The organism is Sutcliffiella sp. NC1 (assembly GCF_027594365.1).
In the GTDB taxonomy this organism is placed as follows: Bacteria; Bacillota; Bacilli; order Bacillales; family Bacillaceae_I; genus Sutcliffiella; species Sutcliffiella cohnii.
This window is the reverse complement of record NZ_CP115153.1, coordinates 4328892-4355661: the sequence shown is the minus strand read 5'-3', so window position 1 is coordinate 4355661 and position 26770 is coordinate 4328892. Positions and strand designations below refer to the sequence as shown.

20 protein-coding genes are annotated in these 26770 nt (G+C 37.1%); all 20 read left to right on the top strand.

Translation table 11 applies throughout. The features are described from left to right. Positions 1–339 precede the first annotated feature (339 nt). The 20 genes from essC to O1A01_RS22430 all read left to right on the top strand — a co-directional run bounded on the left by essC (position 340) and on the right by O1A01_RS22430 (position 26574). Positions 340–4941 (top strand): type VII secretion protein EssC, encoded by a 4602-nt coding sequence (gene essC, locus O1A01_RS22525; RefSeq protein WP_270065062.1) that lies wholly within the window; start codon positions 340–342, stop codon positions 4939–4941. Beyond that, complete coding sequence (locus tag O1A01_RS22520) at positions 4922–5185, top strand: methyltransferase (protein WP_157076701.1); 264 nt, start codon at positions 4922–4924, stop codon at positions 5183–5185. Before essC ends, O1A01_RS22520 begins: the two co-directional genes overlap by 20 nt. Before the next feature lie 27 nt (positions 5186–5212). Beyond that, a complete protein-coding gene (locus O1A01_RS22515; protein ID WP_066419981.1) occupies positions 5213–5515 on the top strand; it encodes a WXG100 family type VII secretion target in 303 nt (100 codons plus the stop codon). A gap of 26 nt (positions 5516–5541) precedes the next feature. Continuing rightward, entirely contained in the window at positions 5542–5847 is a 306-nt protein-coding gene (locus tag O1A01_RS22510) for a WXG100 family type VII secretion target (protein ID WP_066419982.1), read from the top strand. An 88-nt stretch (positions 5848–5935) separates the two neighbouring features. Then, positions 5936–6199 (top strand): hypothetical protein, encoded by a 264-nt coding sequence (locus tag O1A01_RS22505; RefSeq protein ID WP_270065061.1) that lies wholly within the window; start codon positions 5936–5938, stop codon positions 6197–6199. Continuing rightward, complete coding sequence (locus O1A01_RS22500) at positions 6192–6665, top strand: hypothetical protein (RefSeq protein ID WP_270065060.1); 474 nt, start codon at positions 6192–6194, stop codon at positions 6663–6665. Before O1A01_RS22505 ends, O1A01_RS22500 begins: the two co-directional genes overlap by 8 nt. Positions 6666–6884: 219 nt before the next feature. Beyond that, entirely contained in the window at positions 6885–7601 is a 717-nt protein-coding gene (locus O1A01_RS22495; RefSeq protein WP_270065059.1) for a BTB/POZ domain-containing protein, read from the top strand. Positions 7602–7613: 12 nt separating this feature from the next. Continuing rightward, positions 7614–8264, top strand: coding sequence for an Mbeg1-like protein (locus tag O1A01_RS22490; protein ID WP_270065058.1), 651 nt, complete (start codon positions 7614–7616; stop codon positions 8262–8264). 18 nt (positions 8265–8282) lie between these two features. Continuing rightward, positions 8283–9179, top strand: coding sequence for a hypothetical protein (locus O1A01_RS22485; protein WP_270065057.1), 897 nt, complete (start codon positions 8283–8285; stop codon positions 9177–9179). Positions 9180–9194: 15 nt separating this feature from the next. Continuing rightward, positions 9195–9416, top strand: coding sequence for a hypothetical protein (locus O1A01_RS22480; RefSeq protein ID WP_270065056.1), 222 nt, complete (start codon positions 9195–9197; stop codon positions 9414–9416). A 45-nt stretch (positions 9417–9461) separates the two neighbouring features. Further along, on the top strand, positions 9462–9764 hold the full coding sequence (locus tag O1A01_RS22475) for a WXG100 family type VII secretion target (RefSeq protein ID WP_270065055.1): 303 nt from the start codon (positions 9462–9464) through the stop codon (positions 9762–9764). 12 nt (positions 9765–9776) lie between these two features. Then, the gene (locus O1A01_RS22470) at positions 9777–10082 is read left to right on the top strand and encodes a WXG100 family type VII secretion target (RefSeq protein WP_270065054.1); all 306 of its coding nucleotides are present in this window, start codon (positions 9777–9779) and stop codon (positions 10080–10082) included. 26 nt (positions 10083–10108) lie between these two features. After that, positions 10109–11503: an FHA domain-containing protein gene (locus O1A01_RS22465; RefSeq protein WP_270065053.1), complete on the top strand. Its 1395-nt coding sequence runs from the start codon at positions 10109–10111 to the stop codon at positions 11501–11503. 61 nt (positions 11504–11564) lie between these two features. Beyond that, positions 11565–12335 carry a PP2C family protein-serine/threonine phosphatase gene (locus tag O1A01_RS22460; RefSeq protein WP_270065052.1) on the top strand — a complete coding sequence of 257 codons (771 nt, stop codon included), beginning with the start codon at positions 11565–11567 and terminating at the stop codon, positions 12333–12335. Between the two features lie 15 nt (positions 12336–12350). Continuing rightward, a complete protein-coding gene (locus tag O1A01_RS22455; RefSeq protein ID WP_270065051.1) occupies positions 12351–14036 on the top strand; it encodes a serine/threonine protein kinase in 1686 nt (561 codons plus the stop codon). An 11-nt stretch (positions 14037–14047) separates the two neighbouring features. Then, positions 14048–14668, top strand: a complete 621-nt coding sequence (locus O1A01_RS22450) for a hypothetical protein (protein WP_270065050.1) — start codon at positions 14048–14050, stop codon at positions 14666–14668. Positions 14669–14684: 16 nt separating this feature from the next. Next, positions 14685–22013 carry an Ig-like domain-containing protein gene (locus O1A01_RS22445; RefSeq protein ID WP_270065049.1) on the top strand — a complete coding sequence of 2443 codons (7329 nt, stop codon included), beginning with the start codon at positions 14685–14687 and terminating at the stop codon, positions 22011–22013. A gap of 14 nt (positions 22014–22027) precedes the next feature. Then, positions 22028–22282, top strand: a complete 255-nt coding sequence (locus tag O1A01_RS22440; protein ID WP_270065048.1) for a hypothetical protein — start codon at positions 22028–22030, stop codon at positions 22280–22282. Positions 22283–22488: 206 nt separating this feature from the next. Then, positions 22489–25815: an Ig-like domain-containing protein gene (locus tag O1A01_RS22435; RefSeq protein WP_270065047.1), complete on the top strand. Its 3327-nt coding sequence runs from the start codon at positions 22489–22491 to the stop codon at positions 25813–25815. A gap of 246 nt (positions 25816–26061) precedes the next feature. Beyond that, positions 26062–26574, top strand: coding sequence for a sigma-70 family RNA polymerase sigma factor (locus O1A01_RS22430; protein ID WP_270065046.1), 513 nt, complete (start codon positions 26062–26064; stop codon positions 26572–26574). Positions 26575–26770: the final 196 nt, after the last annotated feature.

Below are 26770 nucleotides of genomic sequence, written 5' to 3'. Positions count from 1 at the left end.
CATATATCCAATACACCAATATGCCTACGCATCAATTCCTAATTCTTTTTAATATTTTAATTATATTTGGGTTATATTGCCATACAAAAATGGGCTTCTTTCAATAACAGGTAAAAAAGACCTACAAACAACTCCGTCACAATAACTACACAGGGATTTCGAACCGGTAACATTTGACCATTTTTCTAGACCGTATCGACAAAGGATAGCGATAAATAATAAGATTGAGTTAACAGGATAATTGTGGAAGAGGTAGGTAAATTAAGTAATAATTCTGAGTCTTATGCATCAAGGAGAATAGTAAGTTTCTAGACTTGTTTCACAAGGGGATAGTAAAAAATGATTGTAACTCTCATTAATAAGCAAACGATAAATTCTATTACGTTACCAGAAAAGGTAAGAGGACAATATTGGACATACGATTCGACAGGAAAAACCCCGAAAAAACTTATTGGAATTGAAGGGGTAAATGGCGAATGGGTGTTAAAGTCGAATAAAAATGTAAAAGTATTGGATCATTCTGGGGACTCCATCCGTAATACAATATTAAGTCCGTTAAGTATATACAATTTAAAGGTGGAAGGGGAGGATGTGAAAACTTTCGTATTTACAGAACCAAATACGGAAGATCGGCAAACGTTTACGAAGTATGTGCTCGAGAATGATTTAGATATAACGATTGGTAGAAGTGAGCAGTGTGATGTTGTCCTTGAGAACCGGTTTGTTTCCGCAAAACATGCGACGCTTCACTTTATTCAAGGTCAATGGAGCATTGTTGACGAAGGAAGTACGAATGGTACTTTCGTAGATGGAAACAAAGTAAAAATAAAAAACTTAAACATTGGCGATATGATTTACATCATGGGCTACAAAATCATCGTTGGAAGCTTCTTTCTTGCTGTTAACAATCCAGATGGAAAGCTTTCCATACGGAGTAAAGCATTAAAACCATTTGTAAATCAGCGAGCAGAAGCAACGGATGAAGAAGAAGAGTATGAAGCACCAGCTGTTGATTTCTTTTATCGCTCTCCACGATTTAAACGTGATGTAGAAAAAGCACTATTTAAAATTGATCCACCACCTCCAAATGCAATCGGTGATGAGACGCCGATTATGTTAGTTGTCGGTCCTTCCATGACGATGGGGATGGCTTCGATGGGAACGGCGATTTTCGCAATTAATAATGCGATGGCGAATGGAAATATTGGGGCAGCAACTCCAGCTATTATTATGTCAGCAAGTATGCTGTTAGGTACTGTCATGTGGCCTATCTTAACTCGTACTTTTGATAAAAGGCGTAGACATAAGAAAGAGAAAATTCGCCAAGAAAAATATAAAAAATATTTAGATCGTTTTGCTGTTTTATTCAATGAAGAATGTGAAAAGCAGGAAGAAATTCTTCGTGAAAATCATGTACCGATATCCGATTGTGTAGAACGGATAGAAAATGTTCAACGTAACCTTTGGGAGCGAGGACTAGGGCAAAATGATTTTTTAAAGTTAAGAGTAGGTCTAGGAAATGGCATTCTTGATGCGGATGTTTCGTATGGGGAGAAGAAGTTTTCGATTGATGATGATAACTTACAAGAAGAGTTATACATGTTAAGTGAAACTCCTAAAGTATTAAAAGATATTCCTATCACTCTATCATTATTTGAAGATCATATTTCAGGTGTCATTGGTGATCGGAAACAAACGGTTGAATTCGCGAAAGGGTTAATTTTTCAATTAGCAGCCCTATACAGTTACGATGAAGTGAAAATGGTATTCGTATATGACGAAGAGGAAGAAACGGAGTTTGGATTTACGAAATGGTTGCCACATGTGTGGAGCAACGATAATGATTTTCGTTTCATTGCGACAAATAATAATGAAGTAAAAGAAGTATCCGCTTTTATTGAAAAAGAAATTGAGTATCGTTCGAAAATAAATGAAGGCGACCTTGAAGACGTTACACCTTATTACATTATTTTTGCAATGAGTAAAACGTTAGCGATTCGAGCGGAAATGTTAAAGCAAGTGTACGCGAAGAAAAACAATATTCATATAAGTGTTTTAACGTTCTATGACGAGCTGAAAACATTGCCGAAAGAGTGCACAATGGTCGTCGAGCTAGAAGAAAACGTCGGAAAGCTTTTTGATAAAAATGATATAACTGGCGAAACGATTACGTTTGCTCCAGATATTTTCTTATCAAAAGATCCGAATGAATTAAGTGTGAAGCTAGCAAACGTACCACTTGATTCGTCAGCGAGTAACTTCCATTTACCGAAGATGGTTCAGTTTCTTGAAATGTTCGGTGTAGGTAAAGTAGAGCATTTAAACTCGTTAACAAGATGGAAAGATAATGATCCAACAAAATCATTAGAAGCAGCGGTCGGAGTGGATACGTTAGGTGAAACTTTTAAACTCGACTTGCATGAAAAGTTCCACGGCCCCCACGGATTGGTCGCAGGGATGACAGGGTCTGGTAAAAGTGAGTTTATTATTACGTACATACTATCGCTAGCAGTTAACTATCACCCAAATGAAGTCGCGTTTATTTTAATTGACTACAAAGGTGGAGGAATGGCAAAGTCGTTCGAAAACTTGCCTCACACTGCTGGGATCATTACGAACTTGGATGGAGCAGCGATTAAACGCTCCTTAATCTCGATTGAAAGTGAATTAAAGCGACGTCAGGCTATTTTTGCCGAGGCTAGTAAAAAGGTTGGCGAAAGTAATATCGACATTTATAAATACCAAAAGCTCGTTCGCGAAGGTGTTGTACATGAACCACTTCAACATTTATTCATTATTTCCGACGAGTTCGCAGAGTTGAAAACACAACAACCAGAGTTTATGGAGCAGCTAGTTAGTGCGGCTCGTATCGGTCGAAGCTTAGGAGTCCATTTAATACTCGCAACGCAAAAACCGAGCGGAGTAGTCGATGACCAAATTTGGAGTAATAGTAAATTTAGAGTGTGTTTGAAAGTACAAGAACGAGCAGACTCTATGGATATGCTTAAACGTCCGGATGCTGCGGAGCTGAAAGATACCGGTCGCTTTTATCTCCAAGTTGGGTATAACGAATTGTTTGAATTAGGGCAATCCTCTTGGGCGGGAGCACCGTACTATCCTTCCGATAAAGTTGTAGTCGAGAAGGATGATAGTGTCGTCGTCATTGATAGAAACGGACGTCCGATTAAAGAAGCAAAAATGGATAAAAAGAAACATACAACAGCGAATCCGAAAAAACAGATGGACGTTATTACCGAGTATTTAGCCCATATTGCGAAGGAAGAAAAGATAAAAATACGTCCACTTTGGTTAGAACCAATTCCGGCAGTTGTTTTACGAGATAAACTAATGGAAAAATATAATGTTTCTCAACAAGAAACACATATGTTAAACCCGATTATCGGTGAATATGATGACCCGGCAAGACAGCAGCAATGCTTATTACGACTGCCACTTTCTGAGGAAGGTAATACCGTTATTTACGGTTCGGCAGGTAGTGGGAAAACCACTTTCTTAACGACGATGATTTATTCGTTAATGAAAGAACATACGCCAGATGAAGTAAACATCTATATACTAGACTTCGCCGCAGAAACATTGCAAGCCTTCTCCAAAGCTCCACACGTAGGAGATGTGATGTTGTCGTACGAAGGAGAAAAAATTAGTAATTTATTTAAAATGCTGTTGGGTGAAGTGGAGAAACGAAAGAAGAAGTTCGCAGACTTCGGCGGGGATTACCACTCCTACAGTAAAGCTACTGGAGAAAAAGTACCTTCTATCGTCGTAGCAATAAACAACTTTGCAGCCTTTACTGAAATATATGAAGAAAAAGAAGAAGCCGTCTCGTTTTTATCTAGAGAAGGAACGAAATATGGCATTTATTTTGTGTTATCTGCACTAAGCACAAATGTCGTTCGGTTCCGGTTATTGCAAAACTTTAAACAGCTATTAACGCTTCAATTAAATGATGAAACTGATTATTCGACAGTTGTTGGTAAAACAGAAGGGCTATATCCGTCTAAGTATAAAGGTCGAGGGCTAGTGAAGACAGATAGAATTTATGAATTCCAAGTTGCGCATATAACGGATCCAGAAAAGACGTTCCAATTCGTGCGCGAAGAATGTGCACAGCTAGCAGAGTCTTGGCAAGGTAATACTGCAACGAAAATTCCAATTTTACCGGAAAATGTGGATATTGAATTTTTATCCGAATATGTAATAAAGGATAAGAGCTTAAACATACCGATTGGGGTAGAAAGAAACTCTTTACGTGTTCATTATTACCCGTTCGGTAAATCGTATATTCACGTTGTGTTATCCAATGACACGGAATTCCATTCGTTTGTTGAAAAATTGTCGGTGTTGATGGCAACGAAAGCGAGGTTAGATGTTTCTGTGATTGACCCGCTAAATGACTTTAAGGATTCTGTTTCCGACACTGAACTTTCTTATTATTCTTCTAGCAAGGAGCTGGAGGATTTAATATCTCAAATGTTTGATTTAGTTGTTTTCCGCAACAACACGTACAAAGATGCATTAGAAAAAGGAGAAGAAGTAGAAAACTTCGAGCAAAAAGTATATGTGATCCATTCTATTTCTGCGCTGAAAAATACGTTAAGTAGTGAAGGGGCTGAAAAGCTTTCCTTAATTCTTGAAAAGGGGGAAGCAAAGTATGGTATTACGTTTATCATTGCAGAACAATCGAACAATCTTTCAGGTGGTATAACTTTCGAAAGTTGGTATAAGAAGCATGTCAATGCAAGTAATGGTATTTGGGTGGGGAGTGGCATAACCGAGCAATATAACTTAAAACCATCCAAAATTACGAGTGAAATGCGTGATGAGATCTCGTCTGATTTCGGCTTCGCTCTTCAGCAAGGTAAAGGTGTAAAAATAAAGCTATTAAACGCTGTAAAGGAGAATGAGGACAACGATGAATAAAATACTTGTTGAAATTTTTCTTCCTGCTGCCAATATGAGCTTTGATGTTTACATACCAGTAGAAAGCAAAATGAGTGAAATACTAACACTAGTATCTTCCTTACTAAGCGAATTATCAGATGGAAAATACAAAGCGACGAAAGATGCAGTGTTATGTGATGCGCAAACAGGAATTATTTTCAATATTAACATGGCTATTTCAGAACTGGGTATTCAACACGGTTCTAAGCTCATGCTGATATAAATTAAAAAATGGAGAGGAGCAAAAATTATGGCAAAAAGAATTAGAGTAACCCCGCAAGAACTAGAAACAGCTTCTAAGAAAATCCAAGGTATTTCAGAATCATACACGGAGATTTATACACAGCTAATGCAACAAGCTAGCACAATGGGAGAGGCTTGGGAAGGTGCTGACAACGTCGCGTTCGTTAACCAAATTACCGGGTTTACAGATGAATTAAGAGCAATGGCAGATAAACTATCTCATGCAAGCCAAGCGCTTAACACAATTAAAACAAACTACGTACAAAGACAAGAGCACAACATTGCTTCTGTTAAAAAACTAGTAAACTAATTTTTTGAAAAAGGAGAGGAACAAATATGGCTGGACATATTAAAGTTAATACTTCCCAGGTTACACAAATCGCAAATACGATCGAATCCCTAAATCAACGACTAGAGAATGAACTAAGAACGAGTCAATCAACAATCAAAAATTTATCTAACGCTTGGGAAGGGGAAGCATCTCAAGCAACAATCGCTGCTTACGATGAGTTCTCAGCAAAATACTTCCAACAATATTACGACATTCTAGACAACTACGTAAAATTCTTACGACTAAACGTCGACCAAGGTTATTTCGAAACAGAAACTGCTAACACTAACTTAGCAGACGCGTTTAAATAATACCGATAGAAGTTACTTAGAATGGAGGCGATGGGTTTCCGTCGCCTCCATATTAGTTTTAAAAGAAAAAAGAAGCTTGAGGTATAGTATGAAAAATATATCGTCCATAATAGTACTGTTACTTTTTGTATTTATTGGTATAAGCGGATGTGCTAAACAAACAACCGAACAAGACGGTAAAGAGAATGAGCAGCCAATGCTTACATATTTAAATGAGAAATATAATACTGAATTTACTACTGTGGAATATATTCCAGCAAAACGTGGCTTCAATGATAGTATGAACCAAAATATTTTAGTTGCTGAGTCTGAGGATGGACTTCGAGTCGAAGTAAGAGAAAACAGTGAGTAACCCTGGTAAATATATGGATACTTATCTAAATGCTTACGCAGCCAAGCTAATTTCTAATAAATTTAACTATAATTCTATTACCAATGTACAATTTGCAAAAACGTATATCAATCTAAGGTCAAGGGAAGTAAGTCTAGAGGATTTGCAAAAAGACAATTTTGTCATCACAAATGATATGGTCATTAACTTCTCTAGCATCATTTCTATATTAGGTGATGTAAGTGAGGAAGCCCTAGTTGAACTATATGACGTATATACTGAACAAGTGGCGTTAGGTTATAAACGTAATGTGTTTGTTGCTTCATTTGGTGGAGATCCAGTCAAATCAGAAAAATATGTGAATAGCTATGCCATTTACGGTATCAGAAATTGGGAAGTATATGATGAATCTGTAAAAGCTGTCATCGTGGTTACGGACAACGGCTTATCATATGAAGAATTTAGGCATCGAGTAATTTATAGGTAGAATTCGAAATTACGAAAACAGGTAACATATAAAACTATTAAAGTTTCTTATCATTATTATGACGATATTAAGTTTAAAAATAGAACAAAAATAATACTGAATTTGAATGTAACTCTTAGGAGTTAATATAGATATGTATTAAGTGCAATTACGTATTTGTTAAGGAAAGTTGTTACAGATAACCGTTTATCCAGAAAAATATTGAAAGTAGGGTTTAAAATGAAACGAAAAATGATGAAAAAGGTGGGAGTTATTCTTATGGCATTTTCCATTTTAGGCATGTTAGGTTGTAACACAATTAATGACAAAACTGCTGAACTAGTACGCAAAGAGTTAAACGAAAAGTATAATCAAGAATTCGAAGTGATTGCTCTCGGTGCGAGAATGGGAACGAAAGATAATAATACGGTTACAAGTTATGTTCAAGACAAAAACGGAGTTGTTTTTTCTGTTGTGATGGATACAAAAGGGACTATTAAATCCGAAAATTATTTACGTCGAAAAGTGGGAACAGCTGCAGGAGTTGTATTAGTCGATGAACTAAACAAACATAACTTGGAATCAAAAGTGAACTTACATGTAAGTGGCGGGAAAGAGATTCAAGACGCGGATATAAAATTGCACGATTATATAGATTCCCATACTCCGGATTATTTTGTAGGAAAACTTTTGCTAAAAGAGACGAATCAGCTGACACATGAGAATGTTAAAAGCGCATATGAATCTACCTATAAACAATTGAAAAATACTCCCCTTCAGACGGACGTCTGGGTCATTGCTAGCGAAGATTATGATAAGGCAGTAACAGAATTTCAAAAAAATCCTGACGTTAGTGAAGAGTGGTTTGATGATTATAAAGTGATATCAAAGTTTTATATTGATATGAGCAATGAAGGTCTAGATTCTGACAATGAAGAAATAAAAGGAAACATGTAGGGGGGATAAGTATTGGCATACTCAGATCAAATGTTAAAAGTTGCTACTGATATAGCGTATGAGGATTTAGATAAAATCATTGATAAGATGCCCCGCCATATGAGAACATCCCCTTCAATTGAACAAATAATAGAGTATGCGCAAAATAACGGCCAGGGGGATTTAGTTACAAGAGTTGAAAATATACTAAGTAATCCCGAATATGCTAATTTGAAAGATGATATTTTAAATTGGAAAATAGTTGATGTACACAATAAAAATGATTTGGATGGAAATGGTTTCTACGGCTGTGTCATTGATACTGGTTCAGGTGGATTATTAACTTCCTTTAGAGGAAGTGAACCAATTACAAATCATCAACACGCAAAACAAGACTGGGTAGACGCGGACATTGGCCTAGTTAATTCTATCTCGACGAAACAGCAGGAAGAAGCTGTTGCATTTTTAGAGAAAATACAAAACTCGGACTATATTAAAAACTACGATAGTATTGCCTTCACTGGGCATTCATTAGGTGGGAATTTATCGTTCCATGCAACGATTATGTCAACACAGTATTCAGAGATTTTTTCTAGACTACAGCAGAGCACCAATTTTGATGGTCCTGGATTCTCCAATGAGTATATTAGAGAACATGTAGATCAAATAGCTCTTGTTGCATAAAAATTAGGCTCTAACAATATGAAGCATTACCAATGGAGTGTCGTAGGGACGATACTCGAACCCCTTCCAGGTGTCAGTTTCGTAACGCTAGATACTAATTTTCCAGATGGAACTATAAAGAAATTTGTTCATTATATCGGAGGAAAACATTCCACTGATACACTAAAGTTTGATCCCTTAACAGGAATGGCAGCAAGAGGAGAAATGACCTTTTATGAATTTACTGTAGGGAAATTCACGGAGTTCACCGACCGAATTCCAGCACCAATTGGTAACCTTTTAACGGATATTTTAAGCGGTATTATTATCGTTGCTACTTGGGATAACACGTTATTTAGAACTGCGGTAGTGTCTGGAGCTATTGGCGCTGGCGTTGCTGCTTTCGTGATTGGAATACCAGCTATCGCATTGGTTGGAAAAGTAGCGTTAGTAGGAGTAGCACTTTTAGCAGCAACTGTCATCATTGGGGCAGCACTGGAAGTAGTAGTGGAAGCTTTGGTTGCTACTGCAACATTAATTGCTCAAGAGGTCGGAAAGTTTCTGAAATGGTCACAAAAACAAATCGATTCGTTAATAGGGTTTATACAAGGAGAAGTGGCTAAACTTAACCAATGGTTTAAACAAACATTTAACGCTGGATATAAATACGCAACAGCTAATCCGGTTGTGAAATTAGAAACATATAAACTACGTGTCTATGCAGATCGCTTGAGAAATGTAAACGCTCGTTTAAATCGACTAGACAGCAGATTAAATTCTCTCTATTGGCAAGTTGGATTTCTAGATTTACTAACTTTAATGCGAGCGGACTTAATGACAGGAGAAAGCTGGAGAATTAAGAAGTGTATTAACTATTTAGAAGATACAGCAAATGATTTTGAAGCAGTAGAAAAAAGAATTATGAGCCAACTTTAATAGGGAGGTATCAGAATGAGTGGTCAACATGAACTATATGCCATTAAAAGAGAGCTTTTAAGTATTATTGATGAGATTGATAGTATTGCAGCCGGAATTAATAAAGATTTTGTCGGAATTGGCAATGAAAAATGTACGTCAAGATTAAACAAGATCGCAAATAATTACCGAAACGTCAAATATAAACTCGATAGAATTGATACATCCAAATTATCCGAACAATTTGCGAAGAAGTAATGCTTATAATCTATTGTTCTATTAAAATAGAAGGAAGGGAAGCGAATGAGCAAAATTAATGTTGATACGAGTGGTGTGATGAGGGCTGCTAAATCAATCTCATCGTATAACAAAGCGATTAGAAGTGACTTTTCAGCAGTAGAATCTTCCGTAAAATCGTTAAACGCATCCTGGGATGGAAAGGCATCAGATAAAGCAATTCAAGCATTTTTCAAAATAAAAGACGGTTACTCAGAGCCTCGATACACTGTAATGAATAACTATGTTAAGTACTTAAACGAGCAAGTTGTAACAGGGTATAAAGAAACAGAAAAAGTGAACAAATCACTTGCTGATTTCTTTAAATAAAGGAGGGGTAGGATGAGTTTTTATATTAAAGTCGACCATAGCAAGTTTGATGCAACAGCGTCAGAAATTGAATCGTATATTACGAAGTTCAAAAAGAATATGAGTAGTGCTGATAAAGAAGTAACAAGTCTTCGATCTTCTTGGGATGGTAACGATTATAATCAGTTCCAAAATCAATGGCAGAAAGTATCTGGAGCAGACTCTACTTCTCAACAGATGTTAAAATCGCTAGAAAACTATGCGAAGTTTTTACGATATTCGTCTAGTCAATATAAAGAAGCACAAACAAAAGCAGTCAATAAAGCTAATTCACTATAAATAGTGTGTAAAAGTAGGAGATATGTATGGGAAGAATAACGATTGAACAAACCTCTAATAAGTGGGCAATAGAAAACCGATTAGTTCATCCGGAAGTAGTAAATGAAAGAGAATTGAAAGCAATTACTGGTGGAAGAATGGATGGTTTAATTCCGGTAAGTACAAAAAGTAACAAAAAAGGTGTTGTTGTCAAAACGGATGTGACAGGGTTAATTCCGTTACGTACTTTTTTTACTGGGGTTGTAAATAAAAAAATGTTTTTAAAAGTAATTTCTCAGCTTATTACGATCGTGAAAAGTTGTGAGAAGAACTTAATGAATGTAAACAACCTTATGTTAGATAATGATTATATTTTTGTAGAGCCAAGAACGAAGAAAATCGCGTGTATTTTTTGGCCAATCGTGAACAATCAAAATGCGCAAACTCCGTCTACGTTTTTTCAAGAAATACCTTTTTCTGTAGTTTTCAATAAACATGAAAACTTAGACTACGTATCAAGCTATTTAAGTTATTTTAAAACGCAAGATCCTTTTTCCATTAATAGTTTTGAAAAATTTGTTTTAGAAATGTTAGGAGAAGTGGTCGAAAATAAATCGTATATTCCATCTGGTTCAACAGGGTCTACGAAGTTTGGAGAGAAAGAACGTTCTGTTAAACAGGATGCAGAAGTAGCAGATGATAAGTCGAAAAATATTGCGTATAACCCGTTACACACTCATAGTGGTGCAAATTCAGCGATGGATCGTTCTAAAATATGCTCGAAGTGCGCAAAAATAAACGTCAATAGCTCGATGTATTGTATTGATTGTGGTTCGACTTTACCTGCCAATCAAATTGATATATCAGGGATATTAAGTGAAGTAGATGAAAAGGTATATCCACCTTTAAAACCGAGTAATTGCCCAACGTGTAAAAAAGTAAACGAACGAAGTGCAAAATTTTGTGCCGACTGTGGTTCCTCTTTAAGTAAAACATCAACAGCAAGTCCGAAAAATAATAGTATGAATACCCTGAATGAACAAATCTCCGGTGATTTCGCAACAGTAGATAAAGAAAACGATACGACTGTTTTAGGCACACATGATCATAATTACGGTGGCACGACGGTGTTAGGTGCAGAAGAGCCTACGTTTCCATACTTAGTAAGAGAGAAAACCGAAGAGAAAATTAGTGTGAACAAGCCAAGTTTTCGAATCGGTAAGGAGAAAAGCTATTGTGATTATTTCGTATTAGATAATAATGCAGTGAGTCGTAGTCATGCAGATATTATTACGAAAGGGGACCGTTATTTTATTGTAGATAATAATTCTACTAATAAAACATATGTGGACGATCGCCCAATCCCTGTTAAGCAAGAAGTAGAAATATTCTCAGGCACTAAGCTAAAACTAGGAAATGAGAAGTTCGTGTTTTATGTATAGAAAAAACTAGATTACTAGAAAAGAAGTGCATTCATCGCATAAAAGTAAGGAAGGTCCTTAAATGGAAGTATTAACGGCAGCATATACCGATGTTGGTATAAAAAAAGCAACAAACCAAGATAGCATATGTTTAAAAATTGCAGAGACCCCTGTAGGAAAAGTCGTCCTAGCAGTGATATGTGATGGGATGGGTGGCCTGTCAAAAGGTGAACTAGCGAGCACAACCGTTATTAACGCCTTTTCCAACTGGTTTGAACACAAACTTCCAAATCAGCTAGTAGAAGATGATTTTAATAGAAATATCCAGTCCTATTGGGATCAAATGTTAAAAGAAATGAACGAGCGTATCGGAGCATATGGAAGAAAGGAAAGAATTCAACTTGGTACAACGGTAACGGCCCTGCTAATAATTGATACAAAGTTTATGCTAATCGGTCATGTAGGCGATTCTCGTGTATATCGTTTAAACGATAGATTACAAGTGTTAACAGAGGATCAAACAGTTGTTGGAAGAGAGCTGAAAAACGGCAATATAACACCCGAGCAAGCGAAAGTAGACCCGAGAAGGAACGTATTGCTGCAATGTATCGGTGCTTCTAAAGTTGTAGAGCCTGACTTCATTTTCGAACAACCGAAGATTGGCGAAGTGTACGTTCTTTGTTCAGACGGTTTTCGCCATATGATTACAGAACAAGAAATATACGACGCCTTTTCTCCTGAAAAAATGATCGATGAAAAGGATATGCAAGAAAAAGCGATAGAAATGGTAGAGCTTAATAAGCAACGACAAGAAACAGATAATATTTCCGTTGTGCTTATTAAAATGATGTAAGGATGTGGAACTTGTTTGGCACATATCGGATCAGTTATAGATGGCAAATATGAAATACTTAAGCTGATTGGTAGGGGCGGAATGTCTAAAGTATATTTAGCGATGGACAAACGCTTGAACAAACAGTGGGCAGTAAAAGAAATTGAAAAACGAGCAAGAGATAAAAATAATGAAGTGATTATTCAAAGTGCTATTGCCGAAGCGAATATGATTAAAAGGCTCGACCACCCGTCCTTGCCAAGGATTGTCGACATTATTGATGATATTAAAGTAATCTACGTCATTATGGACTATATTGAAGGTGAACCACTTAATAAAATTATCGAAGAGTATGGTGCTCAACCACAAGAAGTCGTGATCGAGTGGGCAAAGCAATTATGTGAGGTGCTTGAATACTTACATACTAGTAAACCGAGCATCATTTATCGAGATATGAAGCCAGCTAATATTATGTTAAAGCCCGATGGCAATTTAAAGCTTATTGATTTTGGGATTGCGAGAGAATATAAAGAACAAAACTTAGCTGATACGGTAAGTTTAGGGACGAAAGGTTATGCAGCACCGGAGCAATTTGGTGGGAAAGGCCAAACAGACCCAAGGACGGATATTTATTGTCTCGGAGTAACGCTTTATCATTTAGTAACTGGACATAATCCGAGTGAGCCTCCTTATGAGCTCTATCCGATTCGGCAATGGAACCCACAGCTATCAGGTGGTTTGGAAAAAATTATTCAAAAATGTACGCAGCTTAATCCAGAAGATAGATTTCAGTCATGTGCCGAGCTTTTATACGCATTAGACCATTACGAAGAAGCAGATGATCTTTATCGAGAAAAACAGAAAGCAAAATTGCGTAATTTTAGTTTCGTAACAGGAGCCGCCGTCTTGTTTTTAAGCTTAGGAATATTTGGGCAAGCAATGTCGGCACATACGAACAATACGGATTACGAAAATACGATTCAGTTAGCGGAGAAGTCTTCCTCCCCGAGTGGAAAAATAGATTACTATTTAACAGCGATTGATATAAAACCGTTGGAAGACGCTGCTTATTTAGGATTAATAGACGCCTTTAAATTGGACGCGAATTTTACAGTAGAAGAAGAGAAACAACTAAAAACGAAAATGAATCCCCACCTTCGTGAGTTAAGAAAAACAGCAGAGTATAGCAATTTAGCGTTTGAAATAGGAAAAGCGTATTGGTACTATTACGACTACGGTCGCACTGAACAAAATGATAACCAAATTACGAGAATTACGAGTTCGATTCAATGGTTTGAAGATGCGGTGACGTACGCACCAGAAGGAATGAAATATTTAGATATGGCAAAGATTTATCGAGATATTGGAAAGTTTAATCGAGATATTACTCTTCATATTGTGGAAGCCTCTGATAAGGGAGAGTATCAACCATATTGGGAAAATATAAAAGAATTACTTGCTATTGTTGATGAAAATCCAGATGAAAGTGAAATTGTAATGCTGGAACTTTATAAATTGGCGATGTATTCGATGGAGTCTTATGCTAGAAAGTTTAAATCAGATGGCGTGGAAGAAAGTGATATACGATCCGTTTATGAAGCAGTTAAACAAAGTACACAAGAAGTTGCTGTCACAACAGATAGAACGGAAGAAATAAAAGAAGAGGTCATCGGTCGCTTTGGTACAACAGAAAAAGCGATTGATAATGCCTATCGAAACTAGGGGGGATTCGGATGGATGCATTAACGTGGAAAATTATATCCATTGTCGGTTATTCCCTTTCTGGAATATTTTTTATCATTGCTATTTTTATGTTTTTTAAACTAAATGTTCTAGCAATCATTGGGGATTTAACGGGAAGAACGGCGGCTAAACAAATACAAGCTATACGTGAGCAAAACTCCAATACAGGTCAGAAGCGATACAAACCTGACGCTTTTAATGTAGAGAGAGGAAAGCTAACAGATGCGATTATAAATCGTTCTAAACGTTTACGTAAGACAGGAAATATGGACGAGACGGAGTCCTCCTTGTCTGTAAAAACGGTTAGAACAGAAGAAGTATCAACACCGAGAGTACTACAATCTGGACACCTCGTTCAACGACCACAACCTCTGCTAGAAGTACTATCAGAAGAAACGGAAGTTTTAATAGAAGAAACAGAAGTACTAGCGCTGGATGAAGTTGCTGCTACTGAAACGACCTTACTTTCGGATGAAACAGAGTTGCTGCAAGAAGACGCAACGACAATCTTAAATCCAACAGAGGAATTAACGAGGGAAGATGAAGATAAGGAAAAGAAATTTACTATCGTAAAGGATATTAAAATTGTTCATTCAAAGGAAGAGATTTAACAAAGGGGAGAAAAAAATGTTTGCTAGAAAGAAGTTAATGGCGAAACGCTCTCTAGCCATCTTACTGGCCGTCATGCTAGTCACGTACAGCATACCTTTACACTTGTTTGCAAATGTACTAGCTGAATCAGAGGAAGAAGCGTTTACGCTACAAGTTGTACGAGGAGAAGAACCAGTCTCAGATGCCGATGTAGAAGTAACCAATTCTGGGGACATAACCATTTCTAAAAAGACGAACAGTGAAGGAATTGCTACTTTTCCAGAGCTGACTAGTGCAAGTTTTGTAGAACAGTCAACTTTTAATTTTAATGTATCCCTTGAGGATGAAGAGCCAGATACGTTTTCTATCAGTTTAAAGGAAGGAACAACTGATTATTACATATATGATGTTGTGACGAAAGAATTTAAACTAAAAGAGACGGAAGAAGAAATGGTAGATGATGAAGAGGAAGTCAAAGAAGAGGAACCAACAACTTATCACGTTGTAGTAAATCAAACGGGTGAAGGACAAGTTACTATTAATGATGAGAGTTATTCTAGTAATCTTGAACTTGAAGAAGGAACCGAACTAGTGATAGAAATTACTCCAAATGAAAATTCCTTTATTGAGAGTGTCCGAATTAATGGAGAAGATCGAGCGATTACGAACCGTGAAAGCTTTGAAGAGACGATTGAATCTCTCTCTACTGATATAGAAATTGATGTAGAGTTCGTACTAAAAACGTATACGATCACTTTCAACTATAATGATTTAGGCGAAATAGTAGATGAAAATGGTGAAGTGATTTCAAAAGAAGGAAAAATTGAAGTAGGCCATGGTGAGAATAAATACTTTACTGTTAAACCAAGCGAAGGGTATTATATCAAAACTGTAAAGATAGATGGCAAAGCTGTTGAAGAAATCGAAGAAGATAACTTCAGCTATACGTTTGAAGATGTTATTTCCAATCATGAAGTGGAAGTTACGTTTGCTATTAAAACGTTCACTGTGACAGCTAATGTAGATGGTGAAAATGGAACAATCAGTCCTTCTAGCGAGGAAGTTAGCTATGGAAATGACCTCGAGCTAGAAATAGCTCCTAATACTTCCTATCAAGTAAAGGCAATCCGTGTAAATGGAGTCGAGTTAGATTTAGAAAACAATCCAGATTTTATTTGGAAGGAAGAAACAAACCTTTTTCTTTTAACGTTAACGGAGATTAAAGAAGATATTGATGTCATCGTTGAGTTTGAAGAAATACCTTCCGAAGATGGAAGTTGGAGTGATTATATTGAGATTCAACCTTCCGAGTCGATAGATACGATAATAGTAGATGGAAAAGTAGTTTACGTCTATGCAAAGGGTGAGAGGGTAAGGATATCTCCAAATAAAAATTCAGAATACAGTCACAGAATTAATATAAATCATGACTTCTTTTGGTGGAAAAATTATACCTTTACGAACGATACGAAAATAAATAGTATAAAAGTTGGTAAAAAGTGGGGCAGTAAAGAAATTATCCAAGACCAAAAATTAATTCTCGTTTTCGACACCGAAGCACCTAGCATTGGAGACGTTACGTTACAAGGTGAAAATGAAGTTTTAGTAGACGAAGCTTCATGGTTTAGCGGTGCCGTAACAGTATCTGGTCTCGTGGAAAATATCAAACAAACGTTTGATGGAGTGGAGTACAGTACGGAAGTTGAGGCTGTTTATTATAGTAAAGGAAACTCAACTGAGGAACATCTAGCGGAGTTTGATGCATCAACGAACGAATTTACTTTTGTTACAGATGACGAAGACTATACTGGCGTATATAACGTTTGGGCTATAGATGAAGCAGGAAACAAGTCAGAAGTAAAAACAGTAAATATTCATATCGATAAGACAAATCCAAGTTTAGCGTCTGGAGAAGCGGTCGAGTTTAAAATAAAAGATCAAAATTTCGTCACGAAAGCTCTACACTTCCTATCATTCGGAACATTTTTTAATCAAACGATTGAAATAACAGTAGATGCAGTGGATGCCGCATCAGGAATTCAAGAAATAACGTTACGAGCAACTGATGAGGATGGAGTGGTGACAACCGTAACGCAAGATGATATTAGTAGAGACGGTTTAACGGCAACAGCAGTATTTACGCTTGAAGCAACTAGTTTTCTAGGATCTTTTGAAGTAGAAGTAATCGATAACGTTGGAAACAACTATGAAACAATCATTACGAAAGAAAATTCCAATATCGCTGCGGATAATAATGGCGTTGTCATGATTGAACAAGTGGACCCTTCCGTACAGTTAACGATTCACCATGAAGAGGATAACATCCCTTTTGAAGATATTTATCGTGAGGTCGTCGAGTTTGAAATTCATGCACAAGACGATGAATCAGGCTTGTATGCGGTAGTAGTGGATGTTAATGGGGTCGAAATTACTTCGTCCTACACTGACGATAAAGTAATTAGTGACGAGATTACACTTCGAACAGATGATGAAAGAATAAAAGCGAATGAAGACGGTTCTTACAACATTTCCGTTGAGGTCGTTGATAACGCTGGAAACGTAACAGGTACAAACAAAACGATTTATGCTGATCGTTCGCATCCTGTTATTACACGTTACACTTTCGCCATTGAAAACGAAGATGGAGAGTATGTAGAAGAAGAATATTCTGAGGAACTAACGGAGTCCATTGAACTTGATGAATACGGTTTTTACTTTAAAAATAAAACGAGAGTAACTGTTACGGCTGAAGATTATAAAAGGCCGAATGAAGCAGCGAGTGGTGTGCAATCTATTACTGTCTATTTACAAGACCATGAGGATGAGAAGTTTTACGCCATTCAAGGAGATGGCTCCTATGTGGAAATAGAAGAGGAAGCGATTGAAGGTGTTGAACCAATCGCGACAACTGGTGATTTTACTTTTAATGTTCCAGAAAATTTTAAAGGCCAAATTTTTGCAAAAGCAACAGATAATGTTCAAAATACAGGTCCTTTTACGACAGCAGTTGGAACGATTGTAGAAAGCTTAGAGCGACATGAACAAGATAGTTTTATCGAAATTCAACTACCTGAAACAGCGCATCAAGATAAGAAACAACAAAACTTATATGCGGACAATATCGAGCTAGAAATAACAGTGGTTGATAGTTATTCTAGTATCGAAACGATTGAATGGTTTGTTGAAGCTCCTTACGATCGTGAAAAAGACGATAAGGGTAGCGTTACTTTAGAAACTAATACTAAATATGATGTAGGAACAGTAATAGATGGCTGGGAGCTTACGTCAACACATTTGAATTTAGTAACGGAAATGAAAAAAACAATTCCGATCTCTCACAATAGTAACGATATTGTCGTGAGAGTAGTAATGCACGACAGAGCGGGGCATGTTACGGAACAAGAAGTAACGTTCAGTATCGATAAAGTAAAGCCAGAGCTTGAAGTTATTTATGACAACGACAAGGCTGATGAAGATTTTCCGAATAATTACGACGGGCATCGTGTTGCAACGATTATCGTAACGGAGCGTAATTTTGATCCACAGTTATTATTCGCACAATTAAACGATGAACGGTTAGAGCTAGTTTGGGAAACTAGCTATAATGAAGAAAATCCTGATCAAACGGCACATACAGCAAATGTATATTTTACGAATGATGGTGATTATACGTTTTCTGTTTTGTTTGAAGATATGGCTGGTAATGAGGCTCCTCCTTATACACCGGATTCATTTACAATCGATACTACTCCACCAGAAGTAACAGTAGAATACGACAACAATGATGTCGCAAACGGTAATTTTTATAAAGCACCTAGAACGGCAACGATTACGATAAAGGAGCGTAATTTTGACGCTGCTCGTGTCGAAATAATCGGTTCCGTAGAGCTTGGAGATGTTAGTTTCCCAAGTTTAAGCGATTGGACGACAGACGGTGACACTCATACAGCAACTATTTATTATGAAGAAGATGCATTATACAGCTTTAATATTCACGCAAGAGATAAGGCTGGAAATGCTGCAGCGAATTATGTGAAAGAAACGTTCTATATTGATACAACGGTACCGAAGCTAGTAGAAGAAGAGGCGGTTACGTTTGAACAAACGAATACGAACTTCTTTGCAAAAACAATTAATTTCCTTTCGTTTGGAACGTTCTTTAATAAGGAAGTAAGAGTCGTTGTAAAAGCGGAAGATAATATTGCCGGTATTGAAAGTATTTCCTTAACAGCAAGTGATTCGGATGTGGAATTAGTAGAAGTGAAAAATAGCTTTAAACAAGGCGAAAATAATTTAACTGCAGAAGCGAAGTTTACGATAAATGCAACGAGCTTTACAGGAAACATTTTTGTTGAACTAACGGATTATAGTAAAAACGTCCAGGAATATAAAGTTACGAGTGAAAACTCAAACATTGTTGCAGATAACGATGGTGTTATCGAAATAGAGAAAAATAAACCGACAGCAGAGATTAATGTTATTCCGAATAAAGGTGTTTCTTCGAACGGAAAAAATGTATACAGTGGAGATGTCACGTATGAAGTAGTCGTAACAGATGCTGATTCCGGTGTTAATACGGTAAAAATCGATATTAACGGAAAAGAATATTTACACGATTACTCTAGTGATAAAGAAAAACGCACAAAACCAATTAAATATTCTATTAATCTAGCAACAGAAGACATTCCTATTAATAAGGATGGATCTTACGAAATTTCGGTGTATGTTATCGATAACGCTGGAAATAGTCAATCCAGAAAAACGAAAACATATAAGGATGAAACTAGCCCAATTATTACAGATTTCATTTTCTCAAATAAAGACGTAAACGGCAGCTTTAAGAAAGTAGAAGATACCGATGAGTTTAAGAAATCAGTTGAATTAACTCAATACGGGTTCTATTTCAAACAACAAACTCGTGTAACAGTGAAGGCAGAAGATCCAGAAAAAGAGTATGAATATACGTCAGGGTTACAGTCTATCGTCGTTTATTTAAAAGACTATGACAACGGAACATATTATAGTGTTTTACGAAACGGTAATCTAAAAGAGATTAAAGAGTCAGATGTGAATAAAATTTCACCGATAGCGACGAAAGGTGAAGTTAGTTTTCTCGTACCGGTGAACTTTAAAGGTCAAATTTTCGCTAAGGCAATTGACGGAGTAGACAACACGGTTGGCTTTGAAACACCAGATGGAACGATTGTGGAAAGTGCAGCACAACATGCTAAAGAGACACATATTGATTTCAAAGTCCCAACAACAACTTACCAAGATAATAATGGGCAAGACTTGTATGCTAATAATGTAAACGTAGAATTAACGGTTACTGATACGTATTCTGGAATTGCTCAAATTGAGTGGTCTGTTGTAGCACCGTACGATAGAGATAATAACGAAAGTGGTAGCTTAACGATTCATAACGATAAAACGTATAGTCCAGGTAGTAATTCAGACGGCTGGAGACAAACGAAGCAAGAGAAGAACTTAGTGACTGAAATGAAGAAAACACTAACTGTTCGAAATAATAGTAATGATATTGTCGTCAAAGTGAAAATGACCGATCGATCCGGACATACTTCAGAAGACGAAATTACGTTCAGTATTGATAAAACGACACCAACGATTGAAATAACATATGACAATAACACACCAGATGGAGACTTTACTGATTATTATAAAGCAAACCGTACCGCAACGATTGTCGTTACGGAGCGCAACTTTAGACCAGAAGATGTGGAGTATGTTATTACAAATACACTTGGTGAGCGTCCTTCCTTAGCTGGCTGGACTAGTAGAGTTAATCGAGCTAATCCAGATTTATCAACACATACCGCAACGATAAGCTTTACAGCGGATGGAGATTATACGTTTGATATGAAGTATCAAGATAATGCTAGAAACGCAGCGGCACCAGTTCCGCAGCAAAAGTTTACGATTGATAAAACGGAACCAGTAATTAACGTAGCTTACAGTTCTAGTAGTGCACAAAACGGAAACTATTATAATACGGCAAGAACGGCAACTATTTCAATCACAGAGCGAAACTTTGAAACTAGTCGTATTCAAATTACTGGTACTGCGACAGATGATGGAAGTACGATAGCGTTCCCAGAGGTTAGTCGTTGGAATTCAGTTGGAGATGTGCATACTGCAACGATTCACTATGGAACAGACGGATTGTACACATTTGATATTGCATATACCGATATGGCTGGTAACGTTGCAGCTGAATATACAGTTGATGAATTTTACGTAGACCAAACAGCACCAGAGCTGACAATTTCAGGTGTAGAACATATGTCGGCGAATAACGGTGAGGTAATGCCAGTTATTTCTTATCGCGACACGAACTTCAATCCTAATAATGTAACGATTAGCTTAACTGGTGCTAATAGAGGTCCGGTCAAACTAGTAGGTAGCTATTCCGACGAAGGAAACGGGCAAGTATTTACTTTTGAAAACTTTGAAGAAATGCAAGAAGTAGATGATTTATATACGCTCACGGCAACAGTAGTCGACTATGCTGGAAATGAATCAACCGAAGAAATACGATTCTCGGTTAACCGTTTCGGTTCAGTTTATACGTTAGATGAGTCTATCGTAGGAATTAACGGAAAATATGTTCAAGACGAAGTGGACATTATTTTAACGGAAACAAACGTCGATAGCATTGATGAAGAGTCTGTAACAATCGTCATGACGAAAAACGGTACGCCAACAGACTTAATGAACGGAACAGACTACACGGTTGAGAAAGCTGGTGGAGAAGGTTCATGGAGTCAGTATACGTATACCGTTAAGAAAGAACTTTTTGCTGGCGATGGTCGCTATACAGTGACACTTTATTCTGAGGATGCAGCAGGGAACATTAATGAAAACATCGATGAAACGAAAAAAGCGGAGATTTCGTTCGGTATTGATAAAACAGCTCCAGTTATCGTACCTATCGATTTAGAAAGTGGCGCGCAATATCCGGTAGAAACGAAAGCTGTTACAGTTTCAATAAAGGATAATCTAGTATTAGATCACGCAACGATTTTTCTAAATAATGAAGAGGTAGATTATAAAGTAAGTGGAGAAGACTATACATTTGATATTCCGAGTTCCAATGCGAAGCAAAGTGTCACAATTGTAGCAGTAGATGCAGCTGGAAATGAATTAAACGTTGATATTACGGATCTATTAGTATCGACTAATTTATTTGTACGTTGGTATAATAACACGTCACTGTTCTATGGATCATTAATTGGTATAGGTGCTATTAGTACATCCATCGCAGGTTACTTCGTATTTAGAAAAAGAAAAGAAGATGACGACGATACGGCAAGGTTTGACGAAGAGAAAGAAGATATCGTTAGTTAGGAGGACATGTACTAATGGGTGAATTATTAACCATCACGAATATACTTATTATCATGACACTAATTGTGAATGTTATTACATTGATAGTAGTGGTGATGCATATTAAAAATAGTGCGGAAAAGAAAGAAAGTGTTATCGAAACAGTTGTTCCACCTCTTACTCCATCTACAACGTCTAATGAAATTGGAGTAGTGTTTTGCCGAAGTTGCAATAAACCTTATGACTCAACTCTTACCATCTGTCCGGATTGTAAGGAGTCTAGGTCGTAAATAGTTAATGAGGGTCAGAGCTTGCTCTGACCTTTTTTAGTGCAAAATTTTACGTTGTAATTTTCTTGAAAAAATTTATATATAATTACAAAAAAGTTATAGCTTATTTTTAAAAATCAAGCTATAAATAAAATATAGATTACAGAAATAGAAGGTTCTGAATTACAGCTTTTTGCTTTTATATGACGATAAAGGGGAAATATAGTTTGAAAGACTTTTGTGAAAAATGGATCGTTATTTTTGTCATAACATTGTTAGTATTCAACCCATTATTTTCTATTCCATTAGCTCATGCTAATACGCTTATTAGTCAAACCGAGTTTTCAGAAACAACTCGTAATTTCAATTTAACGAACAAAATAGAGGTATTCCCGCTGCCAATCTATTTAAAGGATCCGATTACGAATGAATGGGTTCCGAATACGACTGGAGATAAGGGTGGGTTTCCACTCTATCAAACTTTTATTTCAGAAGAGTTACCTTCAAGTAATCTATCTAGTGAACAACAGTTAGTCGCAGGAATCCAAAACGAAAAGCAAAACATAACGTTACTTAAGTTTGGAAACTCTCTTCCGGATATAAATGGAGGATTGATTTATAGTGCGAATTTAAATATGTTCGAGATAGATAAGCCTGTTAAATGGGGATATTGGGACCCTACATATATTAATGAAGACTATCAAGTTCTTAAAGTGTTGTCTGCTTGGGACGGTGAGACGGTAACGTGGTCGAATCGCCCAGACCTCAGTAGTCCTTATATCGACAGAACGATGAGGATTGGAGTGGATGGTGGTCATTTTCAATGGGATGTTAGCCAAATAGTTGCGGAATGGTATGAAGACCCAACGACTGATTACGGCTTAGCTATTGTTGGAAAAGAGGAGGATAGCTATCGAAACTTTTATACGAGTAAAGGCTATGCTAATAAAAGCTATGAACAACTAGATAAGGCTCCACGTCTAATCATTAACTATGCCCCTCGACCAGCGATTACGAATGCAATAGGGTATGGACTAGGCGCAAATTCGAGTGAAGGTTACGTCCGCCTGTCTTGGCATACTTCTCCAGGAGTGAAGGGATACAAACTTTCCATTTTTAACGGCGAAGAATATGAAACAATTGATGTAGGTTTAACGAATGAGTGGAGTTCTTTGAATAAAAACTTGTGGCCTAGTAAGGATGAAGTGAGTAATGGCGAATATCGATTAAAACTAGACCAGTCTGGCACTAATTTGCCAGATCATCCAAGTGCACTATATGAAAATGCAGGTGGTACAGAGAAAGACCCGAATCGATATTATTTTAAAATTACTGCGTATAACGAGTTTGGTGAATCAGGAGCATCTGAAGAAGTGAGTGTTGCCATCCCAAATAGAACAGCACCACCTTTCGTTTCCAACATTCATATGACGGAATATGATTTTGGAAAAGTGCATCTCAAATGGGATACATCAAATGAGAACATAAAAGAGTATCAGGTGAAAATAGGCTCAGCTCCTGAGAAATCAGATATTTCGACGGGCTTAAAAACTACTAATAATGAAATATTAGTAACTTCCAATATGCTACTCCCACACAGTACGGTATATGTTTCTGTGAATGCGGTAGATATGGATGGTAACTTTTCTGGTTATACAACACCAGTTCCAATAGAGTTAAGAAAAAGCAAAGATGCATTAGTAACAGCAAGTTCCATTCCTTTTCAAAACTCGGTTCATGTTGACCCGCATATGTCCATTACGATGAAAAATATCGGTACAGAGGCTTGGTCAGCTGAGGAAGGTTTTGAACTTAAACTAGTAAATGAACAGGAATTTTTAGAGGTAGAAGCACTTTCTCCTGGAGAGCAAATAGCACCAGGTGAATCGAAAACGTTCCAAGTTAGAGTAAAAGGACAAAAGCCTTTAGGGACTATTACCCTAGAATGGCAAATGTTTCACCATGAAAGTGGCTATTTTGGAAATAAATTAACTAGAACAATTACGTTTTATGACGATATGAAGCCAGTTGTCATTATTGCTTCGCCTGAACCATTAGCTTCACTTTATAAAACAGTAAATATAATGGGGACCGCAACGGACGAAACACTACAAAATTATCGTTTATATTATGGTATTGGTAGCAGCCCTTCTTCATGGAATCTGATTTTCAGTAGTAGTTCTAAAGTAGAAAACGATTCTTTAGGTACTTGGAATACGAGTAACCTCGATGCTGGAATATACACGTTAAAACTAGAAGCGGTAGATGAAGCTGGAAATATCGATACAGTTGTTCGGGAAGTTTACGTTAATCTTCCAGTTAATATACCAAAAGTAAATAAAGTTACTGACCAATCAACATCTGTAAAAGGGACAGCTGATGCTGGTTTAACGGTGTTTGTCCAAAACGGTATTCAAGTTATTGGTTCTTCTACAGTAACGAGTGCTGGAACTTTCTCTATCACTATCCCGAAGCAAGTAGAAGGGACAGTGTTAGAGGTCTATGCAAAAAATATACACGATGTTTCAAGTGACGTAGCATCTGTAATGGTGGTTGATGGAACACCTCCTTCAGCGCCAACTGTTGATCCTGTCGCAGACAATTCTGTTCAAGTTGTTGGGAGGGCAGAAAAGGGATCAACTGTTATTGTAAAAAAGGGAACATCGACGCTCGGAACAGGGATAACGAATTCTAACGGAGTATTTTCAGTCGCTATAGCTAAACAATCAGCCGGGACTACATTACAAGTGACAGCTAAGGATGCAGCCGGAAATGTAAGTGCGGCAACAACTGTTACGGTAATTGATAAAACCCCTCCGCCAGCTCCGAAGGTCAATACAGTTGGAGATAATGCAACGTCCGTAACAGGGACCGCAGAAAGAGGGGCAACGGTAACGGTTAAAAAAGGAACGACAACGCTTGGTTCAAGTAAAGTCAACACGGATGGTACGTACAGTGTAACAATCCAAAAGCAAAATGCCGGAACAACGTTGAGTGTGACAGCAAAAGATGCAGCCGGAAATGTGAGTAGTGTAACGAATAAAACAGTTGTTGATAAAACTCCACCACCTGCACCAAAGGTTAATACAGTTGGAGATAATGCAACAACCGTAAAAGGGACCGCAGAAAAAGGAGCAACGGTAACGGTAAAAAGAGGAACAACAACGCTCGGCTCAAGTAAAGTCAACACGGATGGTACGTACAGTGTAACGATCCAAAAGCAAAATGCCGGAACATCGTTGAGTGTAACAGCAAAAGATGCGGCCGGAAATGTGAGCAGTGCTACGAATAAAACGGTAGTGGATAAAACTGCACCACCCGCGCCAAAAGTAAATGCCATATATTCCAGCTCTACAGCTGTTACTGGGAAAACGGAAGCCAATGCTACGGTAGTAGTGAAACGAGGCAGCACAACGTTAGGGACAGCGAAAGCATCAAAGACTGGAGATTTTTCAGTAAAAATAAAAAAACAGTCGAAAAAAGTAGTGTTGTCTGTAACAGCAGAAGATAACGCCGGCAACAAAAGTAAGGCAACTTCAGTTACTGTAAAATAGTTTAAAACCGGGGGGCAGCGCCAAAACTGACCTCCTTTTTTTGATCATTTATACTTTTCCCTATTCTTCAAGTTCTCCCCAGTTTCCCCTTACAAAAATGACATTTTCTCTGGACAAAACGTCATTTTTGACACCTTTTCGCACAGCAAACTGCTAGTTTACTAGAAAGACAAATACGCAAATTCGTACTATCTTTGACTTACCGCGGAATACCGAGAAGGTGCACTTTCTAAAAGGAAAGTCAAAGTGGATATTCGTCATGCAAGTTTTACTGATGTGCTAGAGCAATACAGACCAATGATTTATAAAATTATTAATACGCTCCATATTTATCGGGATCACAGCTACTATTTTCACGAAGGAGTTGTTGCTCTCTGGACGGCATATAAACAATTTAATGAAGAGAAAGGTTCTTTTCCAGCTTACGCTTATACAACAATTCGAGGTTCATTGTTGAACGTATTAAAGGCCGAACGGCATTTTGATGATCATCATGCACCTTGGGATAAAGAATTTGAGGAGTTCATTCCTGATAATTCCGTCTCACTTGACGAACAGATTAATCATTTAGAGCCTTACGTGGTATGTCTAACAAATAATCAAAAAATATGGGTAGTAGAACATATATTTTACGGAAAAGGAATAAAAGAAATTGCTAGAGAACATAGAACAACCGAAGCAGCGGTAAAGTCGTGGCGGAGGGGGGCGATTAAAAAAATAAGGGAGGAGATACTGAAATACAAAAAAATGAACGAATAAATTTATTAAGTGATAAATAATCCCTCTATTAATCAATGTTTCAATTTATAGCATCCTAACAAAATGGTGTTTTATTTCTCTATCGAAAACGAGAATATAGAACACCATTTTCCTTTTTATTATAGTTCGTCTTCGTTTTATCAAATATAAGACACCATTCCCTTAATGTAAGCGATTTCAATAAAGCGCTTCATTT

Excerpts from the sequence above, each read along its gene's own strand:
- essC (WP_270065062.1), top strand. The coding sequence starts at position 340 with ATGATTGTAACTCTCATTAATAAGCAAACGATAAATTCTATTACGTTA.
- O1A01_RS22520 (WP_157076701.1), top strand. The coding sequence starts at position 4,922 with ATGAGGACAACGATGAATAAAATACTTGTTGAAATTTTTCTTCCTGCT.
- O1A01_RS22515 (WP_066419981.1), top strand. The coding sequence starts at position 5,213 with ATGGCAAAAAGAATTAGAGTAACCCCGCAAGAACTAGAAACAGCTTCT.
- O1A01_RS22510 (WP_066419982.1), top strand. The coding sequence starts at position 5,542 with ATGGCTGGACATATTAAAGTTAATACTTCCCAGGTTACACAAATCGCA.
- O1A01_RS22505 (WP_270065061.1), top strand. The coding sequence starts at position 5,936 with ATGAAAAATATATCGTCCATAATAGTACTGTTACTTTTTGTATTTATT.
- O1A01_RS22495 (WP_270065059.1), top strand. The coding sequence starts at position 6,885 with ATGAAACGAAAAATGATGAAAAAGGTGGGAGTTATTCTTATGGCATTT.
- O1A01_RS22485 (WP_270065057.1), top strand. The coding sequence starts at position 8,283 with ATGAAGCATTACCAATGGAGTGTCGTAGGGACGATACTCGAACCCCTT.
- O1A01_RS22480 (WP_270065056.1), top strand. The coding sequence starts at position 9,195 with ATGAGTGGTCAACATGAACTATATGCCATTAAAAGAGAGCTTTTAAGT.
- O1A01_RS22475 (WP_270065055.1), top strand. The coding sequence starts at position 9,462 with ATGAGCAAAATTAATGTTGATACGAGTGGTGTGATGAGGGCTGCTAAA.
- O1A01_RS22470 (WP_270065054.1), top strand. The coding sequence starts at position 9,777 with ATGAGTTTTTATATTAAAGTCGACCATAGCAAGTTTGATGCAACAGCG.
- O1A01_RS22465 (WP_270065053.1), top strand. The coding sequence starts at position 10,109 with ATGGGAAGAATAACGATTGAACAAACCTCTAATAAGTGGGCAATAGAA.
- O1A01_RS22460 (WP_270065052.1), top strand. The coding sequence starts at position 11,565 with ATGGAAGTATTAACGGCAGCATATACCGATGTTGGTATAAAAAAAGCA.
- O1A01_RS22450 (WP_270065050.1), top strand. The coding sequence starts at position 14,048 with ATGGATGCATTAACGTGGAAAATTATATCCATTGTCGGTTATTCCCTT.
- O1A01_RS22445 (WP_270065049.1), top strand. The coding sequence starts at position 14,685 with ATGTTTGCTAGAAAGAAGTTAATGGCGAAACGCTCTCTAGCCATCTTA.
- O1A01_RS22440 (WP_270065048.1), top strand. The coding sequence starts at position 22,028 with ATGGGTGAATTATTAACCATCACGAATATACTTATTATCATGACACTA.